This window comes from Paenibacillus sp. JSM ZJ436, assembly GCF_044383795.1.
GTDB classification, from domain to species: domain Bacteria; phylum Bacillota; class Bacilli; order Paenibacillales; family Paenibacillaceae; genus Paenibacillus_AQ; species Paenibacillus_AQ algicola.
The window spans coordinates 271,332-293,066 of sequence record NZ_JBISEO010000005.1 but is presented as its reverse complement, the minus strand read 5'-3'; the positions used below and the strand labels follow the sequence as shown (position 1 = coordinate 293,066).

15 protein-coding genes are annotated in these 21,735 nt (G+C 53.3%); 11 read left to right on the top strand and 4 right to left on the bottom strand.

The window, feature by feature from the left end:
* Positions 1-21: 21 nt before the first annotated feature.
* From ACH6EH_RS09385 to ACH6EH_RS09375, 3 genes are read right to left on the bottom strand one after another with little or no spacing between them, the layout of a single operon-like run.
* Positions 22-258, bottom strand: a complete 237-nt coding sequence (locus tag ACH6EH_RS09385; RefSeq protein WP_397332106.1) for a DUF6953 family protein — start codon at positions 256-258, stop codon at positions 22-24.
* A 21-nt stretch (positions 259-279) separates the two neighbouring features.
* Positions 280-747, bottom strand: coding sequence for a phage tail protein (locus tag ACH6EH_RS09380; RefSeq protein WP_397332105.1), 468 nt, complete (start codon positions 745-747; stop codon positions 280-282).
* Between the two features lie 53 nt (positions 748-800).
* A complete protein-coding gene (locus tag ACH6EH_RS09375) occupies positions 801-1,877 on the bottom strand; it encodes an acyltransferase family protein (protein WP_397332104.1) in 1,077 nt (358 codons plus the stop codon).
* A 295-nt stretch (positions 1,878-2,172) separates the two neighbouring features.
* Here ACH6EH_RS09375 and ACH6EH_RS09370 point away from each other — a divergent pair, with 295 nt between their 5' ends.
* Complete coding sequence (locus tag ACH6EH_RS09370) at positions 2,173-5,148, top strand: S-layer homology domain-containing protein (RefSeq protein WP_397332103.1); 2,976 nt, start codon at positions 2,173-2,175, stop codon at positions 5,146-5,148.
* Between the two features lie 114 nt (positions 5,149-5,262).
* On the opposite strand, the gene ACH6EH_RS09365 is transcribed toward ACH6EH_RS09370, so the two are convergent.
* Positions 5,263-6,993, bottom strand: coding sequence for a chitobiase/beta-hexosaminidase C-terminal domain-containing protein (locus tag ACH6EH_RS09365; protein WP_397332102.1), 1,731 nt, complete (start codon positions 6,991-6,993; stop codon positions 5,263-5,265).
* Between the two features lie 261 nt (positions 6,994-7,254).
* Between ACH6EH_RS09365 and ACH6EH_RS09360 the strand changes: the two genes are divergently transcribed.
* From ACH6EH_RS09360 to ACH6EH_RS09315, 10 genes are all read left to right on the top strand, one after another.
* Complete coding sequence (locus tag ACH6EH_RS09360) at positions 7,255-8,367, top strand: MBL fold metallo-hydrolase (RefSeq protein WP_397332101.1); 1,113 nt, start codon at positions 7,255-7,257, stop codon at positions 8,365-8,367.
* Positions 8,368-8,601: 234 nt separating this feature from the next.
* Complete coding sequence (locus ACH6EH_RS09355) at positions 8,602-11,172, top strand: choice-of-anchor I family protein (RefSeq protein ID WP_397332100.1); 2,571 nt, start codon at positions 8,602-8,604, stop codon at positions 11,170-11,172.
* 32 nt (positions 11,173-11,204) lie between these two features.
* Positions 11,205-12,911 (top strand): S-layer homology domain-containing protein, encoded by a 1,707-nt coding sequence (locus tag ACH6EH_RS09350; RefSeq protein ID WP_397332099.1) that lies wholly within the window; start codon positions 11,205-11,207, stop codon positions 12,909-12,911.
* A 159-nt stretch (positions 12,912-13,070) separates the two neighbouring features.
* On the top strand, positions 13,071-14,195 hold the full coding sequence (locus ACH6EH_RS09345) for a glycosyltransferase family 2 protein (RefSeq protein ID WP_397332097.1): 1,125 nt from the start codon (positions 13,071-13,073) through the stop codon (positions 14,193-14,195).
* Positions 14,192-15,346, top strand: a complete 1,155-nt coding sequence (locus ACH6EH_RS09340) for a glycosyltransferase family 4 protein (protein ID WP_397332096.1) — start codon at positions 14,192-14,194, stop codon at positions 15,344-15,346. The genes ACH6EH_RS09345 and ACH6EH_RS09340 overlap by 4 nt, the downstream gene beginning before the upstream one ends.
* Entirely contained in the window at positions 15,343-16,272 is a 930-nt protein-coding gene (locus ACH6EH_RS09335) for a glycosyltransferase (protein ID WP_397332095.1), read from the top strand. The genes ACH6EH_RS09340 and ACH6EH_RS09335 overlap by 4 nt, the downstream gene beginning before the upstream one ends.
* Positions 16,265-17,938 carry an ATP-binding cassette domain-containing protein gene (locus ACH6EH_RS09330; protein ID WP_397332094.1) on the top strand — a complete coding sequence of 558 codons (1,674 nt, stop codon included), beginning with the start codon at positions 16,265-16,267 and terminating at the stop codon, positions 17,936-17,938. The genes ACH6EH_RS09335 and ACH6EH_RS09330 overlap by 8 nt, the downstream gene beginning before the upstream one ends.
* A gap of 16 nt (positions 17,939-17,954) precedes the next feature.
* On the top strand, positions 17,955-19,343 hold the full coding sequence (locus ACH6EH_RS09325) for a glycosyltransferase (protein ID WP_397332093.1): 1,389 nt from the start codon (positions 17,955-17,957) through the stop codon (positions 19,341-19,343).
* A 38-nt stretch (positions 19,344-19,381) separates the two neighbouring features.
* Positions 19,382-20,536, top strand: a complete 1,155-nt coding sequence (locus ACH6EH_RS09320; RefSeq protein ID WP_397332092.1) for a glycosyltransferase family 4 protein — start codon at positions 19,382-19,384, stop codon at positions 20,534-20,536.
* Entirely contained in the window at positions 20,533-21,633 is a 1,101-nt protein-coding gene (locus ACH6EH_RS09315) for a hypothetical protein (RefSeq protein WP_397332091.1), read from the top strand. Before ACH6EH_RS09320 ends, ACH6EH_RS09315 begins: the two co-directional genes overlap by 4 nt.
* Positions 21,634-21,735 lie beyond the last annotated feature (102 nt).

Genomic DNA, 21,735 nt, shown 5'->3' with positions numbered 1-21,735 from the left:
GCCTCTGAAGCTTCAGAAGCGTTAAGTCCACGCCCATAAAAATCCATCGCGATCCCAGGCGATGCGGCCGCCATGAAGCTTGCGAAAAGCCTTTTTGACCTCCTTGGACAGTGAGGCATTGCCGTTCTCATTGACAAAGACAAAGCTTTCCCCGAAATGCGCCTTCACATAGGCAATGGCATCGCTTTGATGCAGCTGCCCCATAGATCTGATCTCCTGCACCATCCATGCTGCGACCTCTTGAGCGGTTGCTTCCATGCTGCTGCTCCTCTCTGGTGACTAGTATTCTCCTTTAATAACAAAAAAAGATCCCCGGATCGTTCCAGCCAGCTTGGACTTTTGCCTCGCAAACTTGAATCGTCCTTCCAGCTCTGCCGGGATCTCCATCCCTTCGGACAGCTTAAAGCCGACAGCCCGCTTTGGCTTAGGGCCATCCAGCGTATATAACACATTAACCCCCAAACCATCTTCATAAAAGACAAAGGCCCAGTCGATATTCTCAACCTGAAACCGTGACGTTTGAAGCGGCGTCGCCGCAAATTCCAGCTGACGTTCTTCCTTTAGAATTCGCTGGACATATTCCAGTGTATCCGGGCTCTCTGTGGCCGGCAACACGGTAAATTCGTGCTTGTATTTGTTCATGAAATAGCGGGCTTCATTCGCACGCAGCCCCGCAAGCGACTCGGCTACAGGTGACGATTCCAGGCCTGCTGTTGAAACACTAGTGAAATCGACGATATAGGACATCTTGCTCCCCCTTGTTAACAGTGGTTATGGTGCGTGGTGAACTTTTGCCTATCCTATTTTGCCCCGAATAAGAGTCGGATAAGCTTGAATCGTTTAATGACGAGCTTATACAGCAAGGCGATGGCGATTAGAGTTAGTATGCTGATGAGCGCAAACTTTATCCCCATGGGCATGGACATCTCGTGCAGGTAGTAACCCAAGATGACAATAAGCGTCTGATGAAGGATATAGATTGTAAACGCCTTGTTATTCAAGGAGGTTATCCATTTATGTTCTTTGTTGATGTACATTTTGGCATATCCAATGAAAGCGAAGATCCATGAAAAAGCGGTTACAGACTGTACCAGGAGCAGGGGAGCCTGTGGCATAGTAAAGCCGTTGGTCAGATGCAGCCCATAATAAAGCAGCACCGCACTCATGCTGATTATGCTCAGGATCAGCAATCGAGTCCGTTCTTTTACGATCATGCGCTCGAGCTCGGGCTCTTTCACAAGCCATGCACCATAAAGAAAAAACGTGAAGTAGTACAGCGGATTGAACTCCGTACCGGCTAAAGCGAGGTCTGTCGCATAGATAGGTATAATCAGCAGATACAGAAGTCCGGATGGAGCAAAAGCAGACAGCAAATTCTTTTGCCGTTGGAGCCAGCGGAAGACCCCGGTTCCGAGAAGCGAAAACAAGACTAGAAATAAAATAAACCACATGTGGGCGGGAGTAAATGTGCCTGTAAATCCATCAATGTGTGAAAGGTCAATGGTGAAAAAGGAAGGATAATACTCCCAATAGCTGGTGCCCGGGGCAAGTATGCCCTGACTTAAAGCGGCGTAGTAGCCTTGAGGCGGCACAATGACCAGCACTGCAAATATAAATGGGATTAGCAGTCGTTTCAGTCGATCTCGCAGAAAAGCGCGGTTGCTGCGGGAACGAAGAAGGAAGTAGGTCCCCACGCCAGAGACTAGAAATAGGATCGGCATACGCCACTGTGACAGCAGGACTGCAAATAACTGGAGCAGCATGCTTTCGTCGCCTTTGATGTAAAAGGGGTAGTAGTCATAGATTCTTGCTGTATGGAATGGAATCAGCAGTATAATTGCTATGACCCTAATGAAATCAATGTAATATTTCCTCAACTCTTGCAGCCTCCCTGGCGTCCTCTTGGATTGCGAGGCACAGCCTCATTATATATGAAGTGCTGTAAATAGGAATACATAATCTTTCGAAGCTCGTGCAGGATCTATGGACCTAAAGGAAGTAGATAGTAGAAAAAGCGCGTCAATGACAGGTTAATCGTACAATCAAAGTATTTTCGGGTCTAAAGTCGCAGATTTTCTTCATATTTTCGACATTTCTCTTCCATTATTCGACAATGATTGATATGATCATGGTAACTTATGCTCAATCAACCCGAAGGAGAGAAGATTCGAAATGATGCTAAAGACACAAGCACAAAAGATGAAAGCGTTATTATCCCTGTTGCTCAGTGCCATGCTGGTGCTGACCTCACTGACCCCGTTCAGCAGTACAGCACACGCAGATCGGGTGGTTTACCAGCCTCATGAGAATGTAACACCGGGGTATACTGGGCCGTTGACTTGGACGAATTATAGTGTTCCGTTTAGCCTTGAGGTTCCACAGAATGAGATGACGTATCCCTTCTTTATAGATATCGATTCTCAAGATAACGTATACACTACGAAACTATCAGCCAGTATGACAGATTCGGCAGGAAGACCGAAAGGGAAAATCGAGAAAATTTCTAAGGACACCCTGCAAGTAGAGGATATTTCTTTTGACCAGACGTTTAATAATCCAGTCGGTATTGCTGTAGATGCTGCTGGCAACATTTATGTGTCCGATAACAGCAATTTTAATTTAGCGTTAAACCACAATGACAATATTCCTAATGTAGCAAAAATTTATAAGTTGCCTGTTGGCACTGAGGAATGGGAAGACATTACTCACGGGGTTAACATGCAATATGCGATGGGGATTGCGGTAGATGCTGAAGGAAATGTGTACGCTGTTGACAGCCAGTACATAGTCGAAGATGATGAGGTGCCTGTTAACCATATTTGGAAGCTTGAGCCTAACTCCGATACATGGACTACACTTCCAGGATCAGATGCTGTATTAAATAACCCACTTGATATTGCAGTAGATGGAGCAGGAAATGTATTCGTCAGTGATATGCCTGCTAGCGGTTTCATGTCCCAAACGTCTATTTACAAACTGCCGGCCGGACAGGAGACCTGGCTGAATGTTACACCTGTATCTAATGGAATGAATGATATGTTTATTACCATGGGTATTCATGTTGATCCTTTTGACAACCTTGTTGTAGTAGACTTCATGAAATCAAGAGTATTAAAACTCCCTTATGAAATGAGTGCTGATCATTGGGAAGAGCTCCCATATGTCACGCGTGAGCAGTCTATGATCATGGATGTGGCTGTAGATCATTCTGGCTATACCTACGGTGTAAATTTGACAGGCTTTAATATTGTGCGTCTAATGGCAGCCATCGTTTATGACAGTAATGGAAGCACAACAGGTATGCCAGTAGTAGATTCCACGGCGTATTTCCCGGGTGAAACAGCCCTTGTGCTCGGAAATACGACGAATATGACAAAAACAGGACACTATTTCTCGGGATGGAACACGATGCCGGACGGTACAGGAACCTCATACTTGCCGGACGATAGCATCACCATGACAGAGAGTGTCACGCTATACGCGGTCTGGTCGCAGCAGCCGACGGTACCGACTCCGACTCCGGTTAACTTGGCCAGCTTGAAGCTGGATGCAGGCAGCTATAGCCTGCCGATCGGTGCTACTCACCAAACGGTGGTCACAGCCGTGTATTCTGATCAAAGCGAGCTGCAGCTCTCTAGTGGAGTAGAATTTTCATCCAGCAATACCAATGTGGCTGAGGTCAACGAATCAGGCCAGGTGCTTGCGCTTGCAAGCGGAACGACGGTGATTACTGCGGTGTATGGTGGGCAGCAAGCGCAAGCAGTCGTAACGGTTCCGGTAATTGCTCCTGTACCTGACCCTGACCCTGTTGTACCTACACCTGCTCCTGCACCTGCTCCTGTGAATGATACTCCAGGCAGCACGAATAACACCACTCCAGTAAACCCGGTCAATTCCGGCGTGAAGATTATTGTGGATGGTGTCGAGCAGGAACAGCTGGCGACAGCAAAGAAGGACATTATTAACGGGCAATCCGTAACAAAGATCTTAGTAGATACACAAAAAGTAATGGACAAGCTGGCCCGTGAGAACAATAAGCAGCTGATCATTCCAGTTAGCGGCGACAGCCCGTCTGTGGTTGGACAATTAAGTGGAAACCTGATCCAAGCGATGGAAGACAAAGGTACAGAAATTCAAATGGTCACGGATCGTGGGAGCTATGCATTGCCGGCATCCCAGATTCAAATTAGTAAAATAGCAGAGCAAATGGGTAGAAGCATCAAGCTTGAGGATATTCAGGTACAGATTGAAATTAAGGAAGCTTCCAAGGAGAACACCGCTCAAGTTGAGGCAGCAGCACAGGCGGGGGGATTTGCATCCATCGTTCAGCCCATAGATTTTAAAGTATCTGCTTCCTCCGGCTCGGACGTAGTTGAAATCAACCAATTTGAAAGCTATGTTACACGGTCGATCGCACTCCCGGATGATGTCCGTCAGGACAACATCACGACAGGTGTAGTGCTGACGTCTGACGGCAGCCTGCACCATGTGCCGACAATGGTGATAGAACAAAACGGCAAACGCTATGCGGTCATCAACAGCTTGAGTAACAGCACGTATTCTGTCATTTATAATCCGGATGAAATGCCGGATACTGCAGGCCATTGGGCGAATGCAGCTGTTAATGATATGGCTTCTCGCTTAATTGTTACAGGTGTATCAGAGACGGAATTCCGTCCCAACGCCTCTGTGACACGAGCGGAGTTTGTAGCGATGGTTCTGCGCGGCCTGGGCATTCAAGGTGCTGCCTATACGAATGCATTTACGGACATTACAGCGGATGCATGGTATGCACAAACCGTACAGGCGGGCATGAACTATGGCCTGATTAGCGGGTATGCTGACGGCTCCTTCCAGCCTCAGGCACTAATCAGCCGTCAGGAAGCTACCGTTGTGCTGTCCCGGGCAGCGGCCATTGCGGAGCTGGGCACCGCGATGGATGAGGACAAGGCAGAGCTCCTGCTGTCCACCTTCACGGATGGCAATGAAACTGCAGGCTGGGCGCGGATGAAGCTTGCAGAAGCCATTGACCTGGGACTGATTCAAGGCCGCGGCAGCAGGCTGGATGTCAGTGCCAGCCTGACCCGTGCTGAAGCAGCCGTGCTGGTACGCCGCATGCTGCAAGCAGCAGATTTGATTAACTCCTAGTATTTAGCATGATAAGAAGACCTCTCCTTTCTAGGATGAGGTCTTCTTTTTTTCGGTATAGCTTAACCTGAAATAGAAAAACCCCCGGGTCATGTGACCCCGGGGGAAGCTGGATTATGGCTTTGTAAGCTGGGCGTTGTGGTGGCCGAATTCAATTTCGTTACTGTTTAGATCGAGCACGCCATGTATGCTAAGGTTAATTACGGTATCGCTGGCAAGGTCAGCGTACCATTGTCCAAGGTCAAGGTCGACGGTATTGCTTCCGTGTGCGCCTACGTTGACAGTCTCGGGGTTCATAGGGATCTCATGTATATCGTGCGCATCCATGAACTCGTAGTTCACTGTGTTCCCAGCGGATTGAGTATTCACATCCCGATTGAAGGTCACGCGGAGGATATTGTCTTGAACGTGCTCCAAGCCAACAACCTTAAATGGTTCAGCCGGTGCATTTGGATCCTCCATGACATCCAGGGTATAGACTAACGTCAACATTTCACTATCCTGAAATTGAGATTTGACAGCAATCGCTTTAATGGTGACGTCCTCGGTGATCGAGATCGGGGCATCGTACAGCATGCTTTGATTTGTAGGTGTGCTTCCATCCATAGTGTAGTAAATTGAAGCACCCTCCGTTGCGGATGTCAGGGTTATGAGTGTCTCTTCTGTCACAGTTCCCTCTGGAATATCAGCCGTTGGCATCGCCACCTGCTCTAGCGCATCACTGGATACGGTGTAAGCTACACTCATAATATCGCTGTCTAGAAGTCCAGGCATGACAGCGATCGCCTGTACAGTCATATTGGCTAATACTGTGAGCTCTCCTCTGTATTGAGGACTGAGCCTCGTAGGCGTGCTTCCATTGGTTGTGTAATGGATCGTGGCTCCCGGCGTCGCGGTCTCTAGCTTAACCGTTGTGGAGGGAATAACTGGACCTCCCGCGATACTTGCCGTTGGCATCGCCACCTGCTCTAGCACCGGCGGTACAGGAGGAGTTACAGGCTCGGTAGGCACTGGAGGCTCAACAGGCACCGGGGGCTCCGCAGGCACTGTAGGATTAGTAGGCACTGGAGGCACTGGTGGCACCGTTACCGGAGGCTCTACAACCGGAGGAGATACAATGACCGGAGGCTGCACGGGTACAGGCTGCTCGGTTTTTTCCTCCTGCTGTTTCTTCTCTTCCTCAAGGCGCTGCTTCTCTTCTACCTGCTGTACGTAGACTTTTTTAGCTTCGTAGGAGGAAGTGACCAGCAGCTCTCGGACAGCAGGAACTGTGCCGCCAAAATTGCCATCTGCGCCGTTAACCATCAATTTCTTCTCCAAAGCGAGCGCTACATAACTCTTCGCCCAATCGGAGACCGTTTCATCCTTCACGGGAGGCGTAGACAACGCTTCTTCTTTCATGTCCAAGCCCCTCACAAAAAAGGTGGCCAGCTGTTCTTTCGTGACTTCCCCGGCAGGATTGAAGCGGTCCGAGGATACTCCGTCTGTAATCCCGGCTGCTTTGATAGCTTCAATATAAGGCAGTGCATAACCGTTAGCCGGGTCATCCGCCTTTACATCCGAAAAGGAAGATATATTCACATTTTTATCGACTTCGAGTCCAAAAATCAAGGCAGCCACTTTTGCGAATTGAGCGCGGTTCATTTCTTCCTTCAAACCGAAAGTGCTCTCGCTAACTCCTTCAAACACACCTGCACTGATCATGGCATCGAACTTGGCTTTGGTGGCAGCATCCAGATCCTTCAGGTCCGTAAAATCTGCGGAGGATTTGGCGGCAACGGAGCCGAGAGGACCCAGGGTGAGACACAGCAGCGAGAGAAGCAGAAAACTTAACCATTTCTTCATTCCAAGCAACACTCCTTTAATGTTCAAGTGATAAGCTACTCATTGTATCGGCTATAACTGGGCCAAAATGTAGGGGGTTTAATGGATATTTGCGGGGAGGAGGAGCATGGTTCACTGCTGTTTCACGAATATTTGCAAATCGGAGTGTCCATGGCTGAAAGGTGGGTCGGCAGCCGCTGTGCTTTAGTTTCATGAGAAGCTTTCTTTATGATAGTATAGACATAGGCAAGCGTCGATTTTATCAGGAAAGGAACAAAAGGCATGATTTATATATGGATCGTTCTTGCAGCAGTTATTTTGGGAGCGGTGTTGTTTATGAGCCTGCATCCTGTGTTTGGGGGCAGTCCAACTCGGGGACAGGTGGCCCGGTACAGCGAGATGAAGAACTATACCGGTAACCGGTTCAGAAATCTGGAGACGACCCGCATGAGCATGAATGTCTCGGATTTATTGTCCATGACGAGGGATTCAATGATCGGGAGGAAGGAGCGTACGCCCAAGGCTGCCCTGCCCATGGTTAAGACGGATTGGAGCCGTATAGATCGTGCAGAGGATCATGTGACATGGTTTGGGCACTCCGCTTTTTTACTTCAGATGGATTCCAAGCATATTCTCGTTGACCCCATGCTCGGTATGATGGCTTCGCCGGTCTCCTTCGCAGGAAGTAAGCGGTACAGTCAGGATGTGCTGCAGATGATACACGAGCTTCCGCCGATTGATGCGGTTCTGATTACGCATGACCATTACGATCATCTGGACTATCCGTCGATCTCCAAGCTGCGGCATAAGGTCCGTCATTTCTTCGTGCCTTGTGGTGTCAGCGCACACCTAATCCGCTGGGGGGTTCCGGAGGATGCCATTACGGAATTGAACTGGTGGGAGGAGCGGGAGTTTGAGGGCCTGCGCCTTGTGCTGACACCGTCGAAGCATTTCTCGGGCAGGGGATTGCTGAATAAGGACACGACTCTTTGGGGAGGCTGGGTCATCCTGGGACAACGGACGCGCGTATTCACGAGCGGGGATGGCGGATACGGGGCTCACTTTAAAAAGATCGGGGAGACATACGGCCCCTTTGACCTGGCGCTGATCGAAGGCGGTCAATATGATCATCGCTGGTCTTGGGTTCACATGACTCCCGAGGAGGCCGTGCAGGCAGCAAGGGATGTGCAGGGCGCGCAAATGATGCTAATCCACTGGGGGGCATTTACCCTGGCTTATCACGGCTGGACCGAGCCGATCGAGCGTGCGCTGCCAGCTGCGGAGCAGCTGAACATGAAGCTGGTTACTCCCCGGCTGGGCGAGACCATTCCTCTCATTCAGCAGGATAGAGACGAGACGTCCGGGTGGTGGAGAGACGTTGTAGGGAAGCCATAAACATACGATCCGATCGGATACAGCAGCACTAGCAGGAAGCTCCATTCAGAGATGAATGGGGCTTTTTGATGCGCTTTTTACAGAAACCGGCCTCATATTTAACATCGCTATGACCTGAGCCTAGCTTTTTTTCACTATGATAGATGAAGTGAACGCTCACATGGAATCTTTGAAATCGTCATGATCCTTGCAGTTGTGGGCAGACCAGATCAAGCAAAGGGGAAGGTGTGCAAAATGATAAATTCAAGGCTGCCCAGAAAAAGAATACTCGGCTTCATCGCCGGGCTACTTGTGTTTGTCCAGCTTGTAGTCAGCTTTGGGGGCGTGCATGCAGCAGAGGAGAGTGCTGTCGGTCCCGATACGATTTTGATTCACCAGGTGTACGGAGGTGGCGGCAAGAGCGATACACCGATCAGCCATAGCTTTATTGAGCTGTACAATCCGACGGAAGCGCCGATCAGCCTGGAGGGCTGGAAGATAGAATATTCATCTCTACGCAGCGCGGGGAACCCCGGCACCACGGCTGGGGAATGGGTGGCGCTGGAGCTTAGCGGCATCATTCCATCACATGCTTCTTATCTAATTCGGGGAGCGGCTGAAACGACCAGTGTCAGCCTGCTTCAGATGGATTCCTTTGATCTGGATTGGACAGGCCGTTATATCGACAATGACCAATATAATGTGCGTCTTGTGAACGGCAGCGGTGGCGTCGTGGATCAAGTGACTGTGAAGGAAGCGGGTAAGGACGGGGTCGAAGGCCAGGTAATCCCGTCTATCTCCAAGCAAAAATCAATCCGGCGCGTTAATTTTAACGATACAAATCAGAACAACACCGATTTCGAGGTTCTGGAATACAAAAGCCAGACGCCGGAATTCATAGCGTTACACCGTCCTCGCAGCCTGGCTGACGGAGCTTGGGGGCTGACGGCGCCGACCGAGCCAACTCCGAATCCGGTACCCAACCCGGCGCCAACTCCGCAAATCCCTGCAGTGCCAGCCGTGGGCGGAGAGCCGGCGGTCCCTGGTGGCCTATCTTACTGGGGCAGCTTCTTCACGGGCAGCCAGAATGAGGACGGCGGCGCGGCCGAAATCGTCAAGTACAACCCGGATAACGGAAATATGTATCTAGTCAACGGTAATGCTCAGACGATCGACATCATCAGCCTCGGAGATTGGAGTGCTGGCAGCGCGTCCTTTTCACTGAAGAAGCAGGTGAGCCTGAGCAGCATGATTCCCGGCTTCACCTTCGGAGATGTGACGAGCGTTGATATCCACACCGGGCACCAGCTCATTGCAGTCGCTGTTCAGGAACAGGATTACGCCAAGAATGGTGCTGTGCTGCTGCTAAATTATGATGGAGATTACGTGACCCATCTGGAGGTAGGCGTACAGCCGGATATGATTACCTTTACGCCGGACGGGCAGTATGTTCTGACTGCCGACGAAGGGGAGCCGCGCAGCGGCTACGGACCGGGAGCCGTAGATCCTAAGGGCTCGGTGTCCATCGTCGACCTGCGTGACGGCATCAACAGCGCCAAGGCGGTTCAAGTTACCTTTGAAGCTTGGGATGCAGCCCGAGCTGAGCTGGTAAATCATCAGGTTATTTTGAAAAAGAACACCCTGCCTTCTGTCGATCTGGAGCCGGAGTACATTGCGGTCGCAGATCACAGCAAAACGGCCTATGTGACCCTTCAGGAAGCCAATGCCGTCGCGGTGCTGGATATCGGGAGCATGAAGTTTACGAGCATCAAGGGACTCGGATTCAAGGATCACAGTCTTCCTGGCAACGAGCTGGACATCCACCGGAACGGCCAGATTGAAATCCATAATTACAGCGTATTCGGTGCGTACATGCCGGATGGAGCCGCTACGGCAAACATTGGCGGCGTGACCTACCTGCTGACCCCGAATGAAGGAGATGCGAGAGAGTGGGCAGAGTATGCGAACATCGGCAGCACTTCGGTAAGCGGCGGTTCCATAGATACACTGAAGAATGAAGAACATGACGGATTAGAGAATGACAAAACGTACATTCTGGGCGGTCGCTCCTTCTCCATCTGGAATGCAGAGACGCTGGAGTTGGTGTATGACAGCGGGAGTGATTTTGAAAAAATCACAGCGGAGCGCTATCCGCATCAGTTCAACGTATCCAATGACAATCTGACGCTGGATCACCGCAGCTCCAAAAAAGGGCCGGAGCCCGAGGATATTAAGGTGCTGGAGGTAGAAGGTAAGGTGTATGCCTTTATCGGGCTGGAGCGGATCGGTGGAATTATGGTCTATGATATTACGAATCCGGCTGAGGCTAAATTTTTCGATTACATGAACACCCGTGACTATAGCGCCAAGATTAAAGGAGATGTCGCGCCGGAAGGCCTGGCGGTCATTAAAGCGGCCGACAGCCCGACCGGATATCCGCTGCTGCTGGCTGCTCATGAGGTCAGCGGAACGGTCGCCGTGTATCTGCTTCATCAGGGCCATGTGGAGCCGGACAACGATGTGCGTCCGCTGAAGCTGGACGTGCAGAAGTCCACCGCATCCGGCATGTCGGTCTATCAGTATTCGGTATCACAGACTCCGGGCGCGCCTGTCTACAGCTCAGGCTATGATCTTGTTGTTCAGGTGTATGAGGGTGCAGACTACACAACGCCGGGCCTGACGCTGATCAAGCACGTCCAGAACGGAACAGACATGGTTTCTGAAGAAATTCGTATCGGCCAGAACAAGAAGGTCAAGATTATGGTGGTATCCGCCGTGGACGGCGAAAACATTCAGGTGCTTGCCGATGCTTACGGGGTGCAATAAAGATGAGAAATCTACAACGAAGAGGAACAGGCATGCGCAATTGGGTCGCTGCCTTGGTGATGGTTACATTCGGCGCAGCTTGCCTGCCGCCTGCCGCCCACAGTTCAGCACTTCTGCCTGAGGCAGGCGCGGTTTCGGCCCCTTTACAGGCCGTGAGCCAGGCATCCACGCTGACGCTGGAGGCTCCGGCACAAGCTGCAGCGGGTAAGGAGCTTGTCTTTACCGGAGGGTCCCATTCCTCCGATGTTATTCTCACTGTGCGGAATACGGCAGGTGAAATACTCTATTTCGATACCGTAAAGACGTCATCGAACCAGTATCGCAGCGCGATCACCGTCCCGGCGGCTTGGGCTTCGGGTTCATACGAGGTGTCTGCTGCCTCTGGCGGCAGCCGGGTGACCCGGCCGTTAACGATCCTGGCTTCCAGCCCGCAAAATCCCAACAACCCAGATACAGGCTCACCGGGCGGGTCCACGGGCAGTCCGGTCCAACCGGGATCGCCGTCCCCTTCGCCGATCCTGCCGGGACAGACCGGAGTTAGCCCGGATGGAGCGAAGGTGTTCCTTCAAGTGCCTGGAAGCCAGGTGAGCGGAGTCACGAAGGCCGTCGTCTCTGGAGATCAGATGAAGTCGCTGATTGAGCTGTGGAAGCAGGATGCCGGAAGTCCTTCCAAGAAGAGAATGCTGGAGCTTCAGCTGTCTGCAGGAGCGGCATCAGCTAACCGGGTCTCCCTGGAGCTGCCGGAAGGTACAGCCGCCTTGCTGAGCGGCAGCGGAATCCCCCATTTGTCCATCACCACGCCTCTTGCACAGCTGTCAATGGACACGAAAGTGATTCAGGCCTTCCAAACCCAGGTGCGCGGAGCCATGCAGATTGAGGTGTCCAAGATCGAAACCGCTGCAATGCCAGTCCTCGTGAAGACGGTGACAGGGAATCGGCCTGTACTTGATCTAAGCATCCGTCACGAAGGAGGCACCGTTGCCGACTTTGGCGGCGGCACCGTCAAGGTGTCCATTCCATATTCGGCTGCAGCGGGCGAAGCTCGTGACGCTCTGGTTGTATATCATATTGCCGAGAACGGCACCCTGACGGCCGTGCCAAATGGATGGTTAGATTCAACCAACGGGATGTATACCTTTGCCGTTAAGCATTTCTCGATTTATGGGATCGGGTATAACAAGCAGGAGTTCCGTGATGTTTCCGGGTGGTCGCAGAGTTATGTTACGTACCTGGCCGCGCGCGGTTTGGTGCAGGGCTATGGAGCAGACCGCTTTCAGCCTGGTTCTTCCATGACACGAGCGGAGTTCCTGAGCGTGCTCGCGAGGATGTCCGGGGACAGCCTGAGCATTGCCGGGGAGCAGCCGTTCAAAGATGTGAATGCCAGTCACTGGTATGCGGACATTATTCACTGGGCTTCCCGTGAAGGCATTGCTTTGGGCAAAGGCCCGGATACCTTTAAGCCTCATGATCTCATCACCCGGGAAGAGCTGGCCGTCATGCTGGGTCGCTATGTCCGGCATATCGAATATGAGCTGCCTGTGCCGGACGCAGAGGGCAGTCTCGAGTCGTTCCGTGATCGCAGCGCGATCAGTGCCTGGGCGCAGGCGGATGTCGAGCAGCTTCAACGTGCAGGTATGATTCAGGGCACGCCGGGTGGATTGTTCCAGCCGAAGGCGGCTGCAAGCCGCGAGGAAGCTGCGAAGCTGCTGGCGCTGCTTCTGCAGGGTATGAGTAAGTAAGACAGTAAATGATAGGTCGAAATTTCACAGCCCCTCTGCACGTTCAGTCGTGCAGGGGGGCTGTGTTTTCATTGCTTGTGAGTATTTTGTGAGTGTGCCTCTGTATAATTGTCGAAATATACATGATTCTGATGTTTATTGTCGTAATAGTGCTATATAATGGAACTAAAATCAGAAGAAGAGTTACTCCTGCCGTGGAATGAAGTCAAATTTAACAAAAGCGAGCTGAACACAATGGCTGAACTATCGATTATTATTCCGGTGTACAATGTGGAACGTTATATTCGTAAATGTCTGGATTCGATCCAGCAGCAATCCTATGCGGATTTTGAATTACTGCTGGTGGATGATGGCTCGCAGGACGAGAGTTTCTTCATCTGTCAGGAATATGCGCAGCGGGACAGCCGAATTTCTGTATTTCAGCAGCATAATCAGGGTCCGTCCGCGGCCCGTAATCTGGGTATTCGCCACGCGCGCGGGAATTATATTTCCTTTATTGATGCCGACGACTACATTATGCCGACGATGTTCGCGGAGCTTATTCACGGAATGAAGGAGAGCGGGAGTGATCTGGTGATCAGTCCAATGACGGTTGAGTATGTGTACTTCAAGAACAAGAGAATGCTGCGCCCCGAGCTCGCCTTTGACGGCAAGATCAGCATCTCGAAAGAACATGCTGCAGAAATTCTCTCTCTGTTTGAAACCGCACTCATTAACAGTCCCTGTGCGAGACTCTATAAAGCTAGCATCATCCAGGACTATGATATCAAGATGCCGGATGGAGTTCATTATGCGGAGGACCTTATTTTTAATATAGAGTATCTGAAATACTGCCGCTCAGTGTTTATTCTGAATCAATCCCTGTACTACTACACGAAGAAAAAAGAAGGCTCCCTCACGACCAGCTACCGCCCTCAGCAGTTTCACTCTGTCAACCTGGCGCATGATAAGGCGCTGGAATATTTGCTGGGGAGCGTTGGCATTCAAGGGGAACTGGAGCCGAAGGCGTATTATATTTTCGTGCCCAATACGATCATCAGCTTCATTAATCTGTTCTATAAAGACTGCCCCCTGACCCGGTCCGAGAAGCTGGCATATATCCGCAGCATCCTGAACGACCAGAAGGTGATGGACAAGATCGATAAGGCATACAAGCCGGGGCTTCTGCCTCAATTGTACAAGACGCTGCTCCAAACCAGACGTACCCGGTTCGTGTATTATACCTGCAAGCTGTACCGCTATTACAAGCTTTCGCTTCAGGACCTCAGCAGGAGGACGTCTTGAGAAGCATTCATTATATTTCCTGCGACGAACAGACCGGTTACGGAACGGCCGCGGCCGGTCTGATCACTGCGCTGAAGGCCGCCGGCATCAGGGTAGAGCAGACCTTGATCCGCTCCGGACGCGTGAACCGCGGCGGCATTCTGGTGCGGGAGGAGCGCTTCCCTGCCCGAGCCTCCGCCGAGGCGGTGATCATTCACACCGTGCCGGAATATTACCCGTACTGGCTGGAGAAGACAAGCCGCACGCACCCGCACGCACCGGTCTGGGGCTACACCGCCTGGGAGACCGATCGCATTCCGCCGCACTGGGCGGGACTGCTGAACCGGCTGCACGGCGTGTTTGTGCCAAGTCAGTGGAACCGGGAGGTGCTGCTGGCTTGCGGCGTGGAAGTGCCGGTGGTTGTGCTGCCGCATGTGTCAGAGTTTGGTGGGGCGACCCCGCACACAGCGCCAAGTCATGATCTGCAAAAGGTGCTTGCAGAGGCGGAAGGCCGCTTTCTCTTTTATAGCATTGGCATGTGGAATGAGCGAAAGAACCAGCCTTTGCTGATCGAGGCTTTTCGGGAGGAGTTTCACCAAGATGAGAAGGCCGTCCTTCTCTTAAAGACAGACGCCTTCGACTGGACGACCTGCCGCCGCAGCTGGAAGAAGCTGTTTCTCCGGCCGACCTTTGACTCCAGCAGCTCCAGCTTGAAGAAGCTGACGGAAGCGCATCCTGAAGGAGGACGTATACTGCATGTGACGAAGGAATGGTGTGCCGGCGATCTCGCCTGGCTGCATCAGCAGGGAGACTGCTTCGTCTCCTGCACGCGCGGCGAAGGCTGGGGTATGGGCGCGTATGAAGCCGCCTGGTACGGCAAGGCCGTTGTGATGACCTCCCACGGCGGACAGCTGGATTATTTGTCTCCGGAGGATGCTTATCTGCTGCCGTTCCAGCTGGAGCGTGTGGCCACCGCGTTCGGCAAAGGCTCCTATACCCAGGAGCAGCAATGGGCGGCGGTGGACAAGCAGGAGGTACGCAAGGTATTACGGGCAATCTATCAGGACCCGTCCCGGGCGAAGCATAAAGGCGGGCAGCTTCGGGACAAGGTGTCGCGTGCCTTCCATCCTGAGCGTATTGCCAATACATGCATAGAGGTGCTTTTTCCATGACGATGATTCCCAAGGTGTTTCACTTTGTGTTCGGCTTGAAGCCGCAGACCGAGCCCTTCCATCTCTCGCACTATATGGCGATTGTCTCCTGTATAGAGGTGAACCGGCCGGAACGGGTGTATTTTCACTATGAGCACCTTCCGTATGGGGAGTGGTGGGACCGTATCAAGGATTCCCTGGTGCTACACCCCATTCAGCAGGATGAATCTATGGCCGCCTATGATTATAAAGACCCTTCGCTTGAGCAATACCGTTATGCGCACCTGTCTGACATCTCCCGGCTGGAGATGCTGCTGGAATACGGCGGGGTGTATGTAGATATTGATACGATGTTTGTGAGGCCGATTCCGGAAGAGCTGTACCGCCATCCCTGTGTCATGGGCCATGAAAAAGTGGATCTGAACGTTTCCGCTGCCCGGGAAGCCGGCGGCTCGCTGTGCAACGCTTTGATTATGGCGGAGCCGGGCTCGCGCTTTATTCAGTACTGGCTGGATTCCATCATGCAGGAATTTGACGGCTCGTGGAGTGCGCACTCGACGTTTCTGCCGTACCGGCTCAGCCGCAGCTTTCCAGAGCTTGTTCATGTGGAGCCGGAGTCGTCCTTTTTCCATCTGGACTGGAGCCGGGAGGGCATACGCCGTCTGTTCCACCAGCAGGTGGAGCTGCCGGAGAATGTATACAGTCTGCATTTATGGAGCCATTTGTGGTGGAACAAGGAACGTAATGATTTCACTTATTTTCATGCAGGGCGATTGACGCCGCATTTTATCGCGCACGGCAGCAGCACTTACAGCGCGCTGGGACGTTCTTTTTTGCCGCAGGATGAGGTTTATGCACGGAGCGAGTATCAGAGAGAGATCTGGAGAAATCGGGTAGAGAACCTGGCTCTTTTCTTCCGCCGCATACAGAGGGCATGGCATGACTGAGGTGTTAAAGCTGAAGGCGCAATGCTACCGGCTGCGGGAAATTTATGCAGCGGCTCCAGCGGCGCTGAAGTCCAGGCTGCAGCTGGCACTGGGACTGGCCTGCGTCCTGCCGGCTGTGGATCTATTGATCGTATACGTGACCTACGTCCTCGTAATGACGCTGCAGGCAGAGCCTGCCGCGATGGGAGGATGGTCCTTCGGGCAAGAGGATCTGTCTGGACTCATGGGGCTGTTCATTGGGGTAACGCTCCTCAGGCAAATCCTTGAATATATTTCCGTGTGGCAGTCCCGCACCTTCACCCAGCGTTTGTACCGGGAGTATTCGAGCCGGCTGTTACATATGTACATGAATATGTCCTGGAAGGATTTCACCGCCGGGACCCGGGCCGTGAAGGCAAAGCATCTGACCGCAACGGCGCTGGACAGTGCATTTTCGTACCAGGTGTTTTTTAATTTTATCGGCTCGGTCATGAATCTGGTGCTGCTGGCGGGAACGATGCTGGTTCTGGCTCCGGGAGCGGTGCTGGCGGTGCTCGCGGTGCTGCTGCTGTTCGGCCGGCTGACGAGCCGGGTGATGAAGCCCCGGATCAACCGGGCTGCCCATGAGCATAACGTGCATGAGCAGAGCTATTATAACCGCCTGCATGAGAATCTGAATTTGTTTCGGGAGATTCGGGTATTTGGAGCCGAAAAGGTGATGGAGGAGCGGGCGGTCAAGGAGCTGGACCGGCTCAGTCAGGCCAAGATCTCCCTGTCGGTGCTGCCGCATATCCCCAAAATCGCTCTGGAATCGCTGTTCACCCTGGCCATCGGACTCGGCATTCTGTACGTGATTTCGGTCGATCAGGCTGGCACACCGCAGCTTATTGCCGGCCTGGCGTCGTTTACCATTTTGTCCCGCCGATTGATTCCGTCCATGTCCCTGCTCATTTCCTCCTACGCCGAGCTGGAAGGGACACACAGCCAGCTGAGTATCCTGAAGCAGGAGCTTGCACAAGGGGAGCAGGGAGCTGAAGCTCCTTCTCACAGCGTGTCCCTTCAAGAGCCGGAGCTGCTGAGACTGGAGGGAATTTCTTTTGCCTACGAAGACGACAGGGCGATGATGAAGCAGCTGTCTGTGAGCATCTGCGAGGGTGACCGCATTTCGATCTCCGGGGATTCCGGCCGGGGCAAAAGCACGCTCATGATGATTCTCGCCGGCTTCATCCCGCCCTCCCGGGGCCAGATGTATACCTCACGAAGTATAGAGCCGGGTGCAGGGGGGATTGCGTATGTGCCGCAGGAGACGGCGCTGCTGAGCGGGACGATTGCGGAGAATATCAGCTTTACGCAGGAGAGGGCGGATGAGCAGAGGATGATGAAGGTGCTGTCTCTGGTGAAGCTGGAGAGCCTGGTCCGAAGCTTGCCCCAGGGGCTCAACACGCTGGCCGGGGACAACGGCATCCTCCTCTCCGGCGGACAACGGCAGCGGCTGGGCATCGCGCGGGCGCTGTATCATCAGCCGCGTCTGCTGCTGCTGGATGAAGCGACCTCCGCGCTGGATGAAGAGACCGAGCGGCAGGTGATGTCCAGCATTTGTCATGCCATGGGAAAGGGCGCGGTTGTGTTCATCTCGCATCGGAAAGAAAATGCTAAAGCGTTTGCCACCCAGGTCATTGAGCTATAGAGGAAGGGGAGTTTCCATGGATCTGCTGACATCGCGGCCGAGCTTGGCGGTTCGGCCGCCGGAGGTGCCTTGTTCACAAGGCCGGAGGAGAGTGCCTCTGCCACCTCAATACCGGCGCAAGACAACGCATAATGCCCTGCCTCTGACAGGCCCGGACAACGTGACGGACTGCGCTGCGCCGCGTCCCCGGCTATTGCTGATCTCTCCGGTGTTTCCCGATCTGAACGGAGCCGGCAGAGAGAAGCGGGCTTGTCAGTGGACACAGAAGCTGGAGGAGAGCTATGAGGTTCATATGCTTGTCGTTCTCTCAGGCAGTCAGGCTCCCCCTGACCATGCCATGCTGAGACTTCACCCCCGGCTTCGCTATATCCATGCCAGCCCGAAAGAGCACTCCAGGGGAAAGCAGCTATGTCAAGCGCTCGTGTCTCTGTGCAGTGGACAAATCTCTCATGCCTCTCTGTCCGGCTGGCCGACAATGGGAGAGGAAGAGCAGGAGCAGCTAAGACCCTATTACAGCGGTATGAAGCTGGACAAGATCGTATGCTTCCGGCTCTATCTGAGAGAGTACGCTGTATACCTGCAGCGTTTGACAAGCTGTCCGGCGATGGAGCTGGATCTGGACGATATGGAATCCTCGACGCATTACAAAATCGCGCGCTTGTACCGGCAAGAAGGGCAATGGCCAAGATCTCTCCTCTATATGCTTCGGGGAATGCATTTCAAGCGGGAAGAGGAGCGCATGGGGCGCGACTTTGAAGCCGTGTATGTCTGCTCGGAGGAGGATCAGGCCCTGCTCCAGCACAGGCTGCCGCAGCTGCGCCTTCATGTCATGCCTAATCGTCTGGCCGGCACGCCGGTGCGCCTTCCGCTTCCGGATACGCCTCGCAGCCTGCTGTTTATCGGCTCGCTCGATTATTTCCCGAATGAAGAGGCGGTCTCCTGGCTGCTTCGGGAGGTGCTGCCCCGCCTGAGAAGAGTCAATTCGGCCTGGACACTTCATATAGCGGGACATACGAGCAACGAGACCCTGCGAAGACGGCTGAATGACAGCGGGGGCGTCCATTACTATGGACGGGTTGAGCGGGTTGAAGAGGTATACCGCCCAAGCTATATCGTCGTCTCGCCGCTTCATGCCGGCGGCGGCACAAAGCTGAAGATTCTGGAAGCGATGGGCTTCGGGCGTCCGATCGTGGCTACAGGGGAGTCGGTATACGGGCTAGGCTTAACGCCGCAGGAGCATTATGTGCCGGCCGAGACCGCCGGAGAGTTCGCGGCGGCCTGTGAGCGGCTGGCGGAATCGCCGGAGCTAGCCTTTCGTCTCTCGGATCAGGCGCGGCAGGTGTTCATAGAGAAGTACACGTTTGAGATGACAGACTACCCGGGCGGGTCGAAGTCGTCACTGTAAGCTTACGCAGCAGGAAAGTGAAGTGGGAGTGGGACAACATGAAGGTATTGATAGATCCGGAGATTTTTTTCTATGGCCGGTGCGGCATGGTCCGCTACTATAGCGCGCTGTTTCAAGAGCTGGAGCGAAGAGGGGTAGAGATGGATCTGCCGCTGCTGCGGTCACAAAGCGACTTTATCTCGGGCAGGCTTCAGTGGCTGGATCGCGCCAAGCCGCTTCTGGACCGACTGCCTTATGGCGGCAAGCTCTATACGTTCGTAAACAAGATGTCCAAGGCGTGGTACCGCCAAAAGGTGAAGCAGGGACATTACGATGCGCTGTTCATGACGTCGCCCGTGTTCGAGGATTCCTTTCTGAACGACCTGCCTGGTGGCAAGCCTTCCTTCATGGTCGTCCACGATACGATGCGCTGTGTGCTGGGTCCTGACGGATTGTATGATCCTGCAGGCAGTAATGCCGATCGGCTGGCAAGCCTGATCCACCGGGCGAGTAAGGTGTTTGCCATTTCGCATCAGACCGCGCAGGATATCGTGTCTTTGACGGGGACAGAGCAGCCTCATATGACGGTGATCCATACCGGAAATTTGCTGTCCTTGCAGGCGGAAAGAGCAGTAGAGGGCCTGCCTTCCCGGTATTTGCTGTTTGTAGGAGACCGTACCGGCCGCAAAAATTTCCGTTTCCTGCTGCAGTCCCTCTCCCGCTGGCTGCGGGAGGAGGAGACGGGCCTGCAGCTGGTCTGTACGGGACCAAGCAATCCGTGGGAGCAGGATCTGCTGGGACGTCTCGGCCTGCAGGAGCGAGTGACCTTCGTGGAAGCGCCGGATGAGGTGCTGGTGTACTTGTACCGCCATGCGGAGGGATTATTATTCCCCTCCCTGTATGAAGGGTTTGGGCTGCCGGTGCTGGAGGCCATGTCTCTCGGCTGTCCGGTGGTTACCTCCGGTCAGGGCGCTCTGCTGGAGGTCGGAGGTGAGGCTCCGATCTATGTAGATCCCTGCGATGCGGCCTCGATTCTGGAGGGCGTGAAGCTGCTGATGCAGGATGAACATCGGCAGCAGAGAATAAAGGCCGGGCTGGAGCAGTCTCGCAGGTTTACCTTGTCGCGCATGGCGGATCATTTTCAACAGGAAATGGAAGAAGTGCTGCGAGGCGGTGGCAGAGGAGAGCGTTCACGGCAGGAGGAACAGACATGATCGCCTTTTGTACCGTCATTACAATGGACTATATGGACCAGGCTGCGGTGCTGTTTCAATCGCTGGCGAAGCACCAGCAGGACTACCAAGGCTTTGCGCTGGTGATTGACGCCGATTCCGTAAGCGACCTCCCTGCGGACTTGCCGTATACGGTCATTCTGCTCGAGGAGCTGGACATTCACAATCTGGACCAGATGGTTATTTACTACAATGCATTCGAATTGTGCAATGCGGTAAGACCATCATGGATAAAGCACCTGATGCTGCACTACAACAGCAGTAAGGTCATCTATCTGGATTCCGACATTTATGTCACCTCGTCGTTCGACGAGGCGCTGAGCCTGCTGGATACCTGCCTGTTCAGCTTCACACCGCATATTACGAAGCCGCTGCCGCTGGATGGTCAGCAGCCGGATGATCTGCAGCTGCTGCAGGTAGGGCTGTATAACAGCGGCTTCTGGATGTTTAGGCAGCATGAACGCTCTTTAGAAATGCTGGACTGGCTCATCAGCCGGTTTGAAATTTACTGCTTCGATGACTTGAGCCGGAGAATGTTCTGCGACCAGAAGCTGCTGCCTATGCTGGTTCACCATTACGCCGAGGATTTCCGGAGGCTGGATGCGCCCCAGTACAATATTGCGCACTGGAATATGTTCCAGCGGGAGCTGTACCGTGAGGATGGCCGGTATTGGGTGGACGGTAAGCCGGTCGTGTTTGTTCACCTAAGCGGGTTCAAGCCAGAGCAGCCCGAGGTGCTGACACACCATCTGCACCGCATGAGTCCGGAGCTGCTGGAGGTTATCCAGCCTCTTCTGCAGGAATACGCCAGCCTGCTGACTCGCGCCGCCGCTGTGTTACAAGAAAAATCGGTCCCGGGGCCTAGGGGCTCCAAGCGGCTTGGCCGATCGCCAATCCCCGAAGTCACCAGGGAATACAAATACCTGCGCGAGCCTCGGACGGGATGGATTCTGACGGATTTTCGCAGAAGATATTATTTCCAGCATCGAAGTCTGGAAGGAGTTAAAAGACTGGAGCGGCGGGCATGGTTAAAAAAGGCGATAAAGCGCGCTCTGACCGGCTGGATTATCAGGCGATAACAGAAGTTCAAACAAACAAGCAGCCCCGCCAAAAGTGCTTCCACTTCGCGGGGCTGCTGTTATAGAGAACCGGCACGGCGCCTGTGACGAACCGCTAGAACG

Excerpts from the sequence above, each read along its gene's own strand:
- ACH6EH_RS09385 (WP_397332106.1), bottom strand. The coding sequence starts at position 258 with ATGGAAGCAACCGCTCAAGAGGTCGCAGCATGGATGGTGCAGGAGATC.
- ACH6EH_RS09380 (WP_397332105.1), bottom strand. The coding sequence starts at position 747 with ATGTCCTATATCGTCGATTTCACTAGTGTTTCAACAGCAGGCCTGGAA.
- ACH6EH_RS09370 (WP_397332103.1), top strand. The coding sequence starts at position 2,173 with ATGATGCTAAAGACACAAGCACAAAAGATGAAAGCGTTATTATCCCTG.
- ACH6EH_RS09365 (WP_397332102.1), bottom strand. The coding sequence starts at position 6,993 with ATGAAGAAATGGTTAAGTTTTCTGCTTCTCTCGCTGCTGTGTCTCACC.
- ACH6EH_RS09360 (WP_397332101.1), top strand. The coding sequence starts at position 7,255 with ATGATTTATATATGGATCGTTCTTGCAGCAGTTATTTTGGGAGCGGTG.
- ACH6EH_RS09355 (WP_397332100.1), top strand. The coding sequence starts at position 8,602 with ATGATAAATTCAAGGCTGCCCAGAAAAAGAATACTCGGCTTCATCGCC.
- ACH6EH_RS09350 (WP_397332099.1), top strand. The coding sequence starts at position 11,205 with ATGCGCAATTGGGTCGCTGCCTTGGTGATGGTTACATTCGGCGCAGCT.
- ACH6EH_RS09345 (WP_397332097.1), top strand. The coding sequence starts at position 13,071 with ATGGAACTAAAATCAGAAGAAGAGTTACTCCTGCCGTGGAATGAAGTC.
- ACH6EH_RS09335 (WP_397332095.1), top strand. The coding sequence starts at position 15,343 with ATGACGATGATTCCCAAGGTGTTTCACTTTGTGTTCGGCTTGAAGCCG.
- ACH6EH_RS09330 (WP_397332094.1), top strand. The coding sequence starts at position 16,265 with ATGACTGAGGTGTTAAAGCTGAAGGCGCAATGCTACCGGCTGCGGGAA.
- ACH6EH_RS09325 (WP_397332093.1), top strand. The coding sequence starts at position 17,955 with ATGGATCTGCTGACATCGCGGCCGAGCTTGGCGGTTCGGCCGCCGGAG.
- ACH6EH_RS09320 (WP_397332092.1), top strand. The coding sequence starts at position 19,382 with ATGAAGGTATTGATAGATCCGGAGATTTTTTTCTATGGCCGGTGCGGC.
- ACH6EH_RS09315 (WP_397332091.1), top strand. The coding sequence starts at position 20,533 with ATGATCGCCTTTTGTACCGTCATTACAATGGACTATATGGACCAGGCT.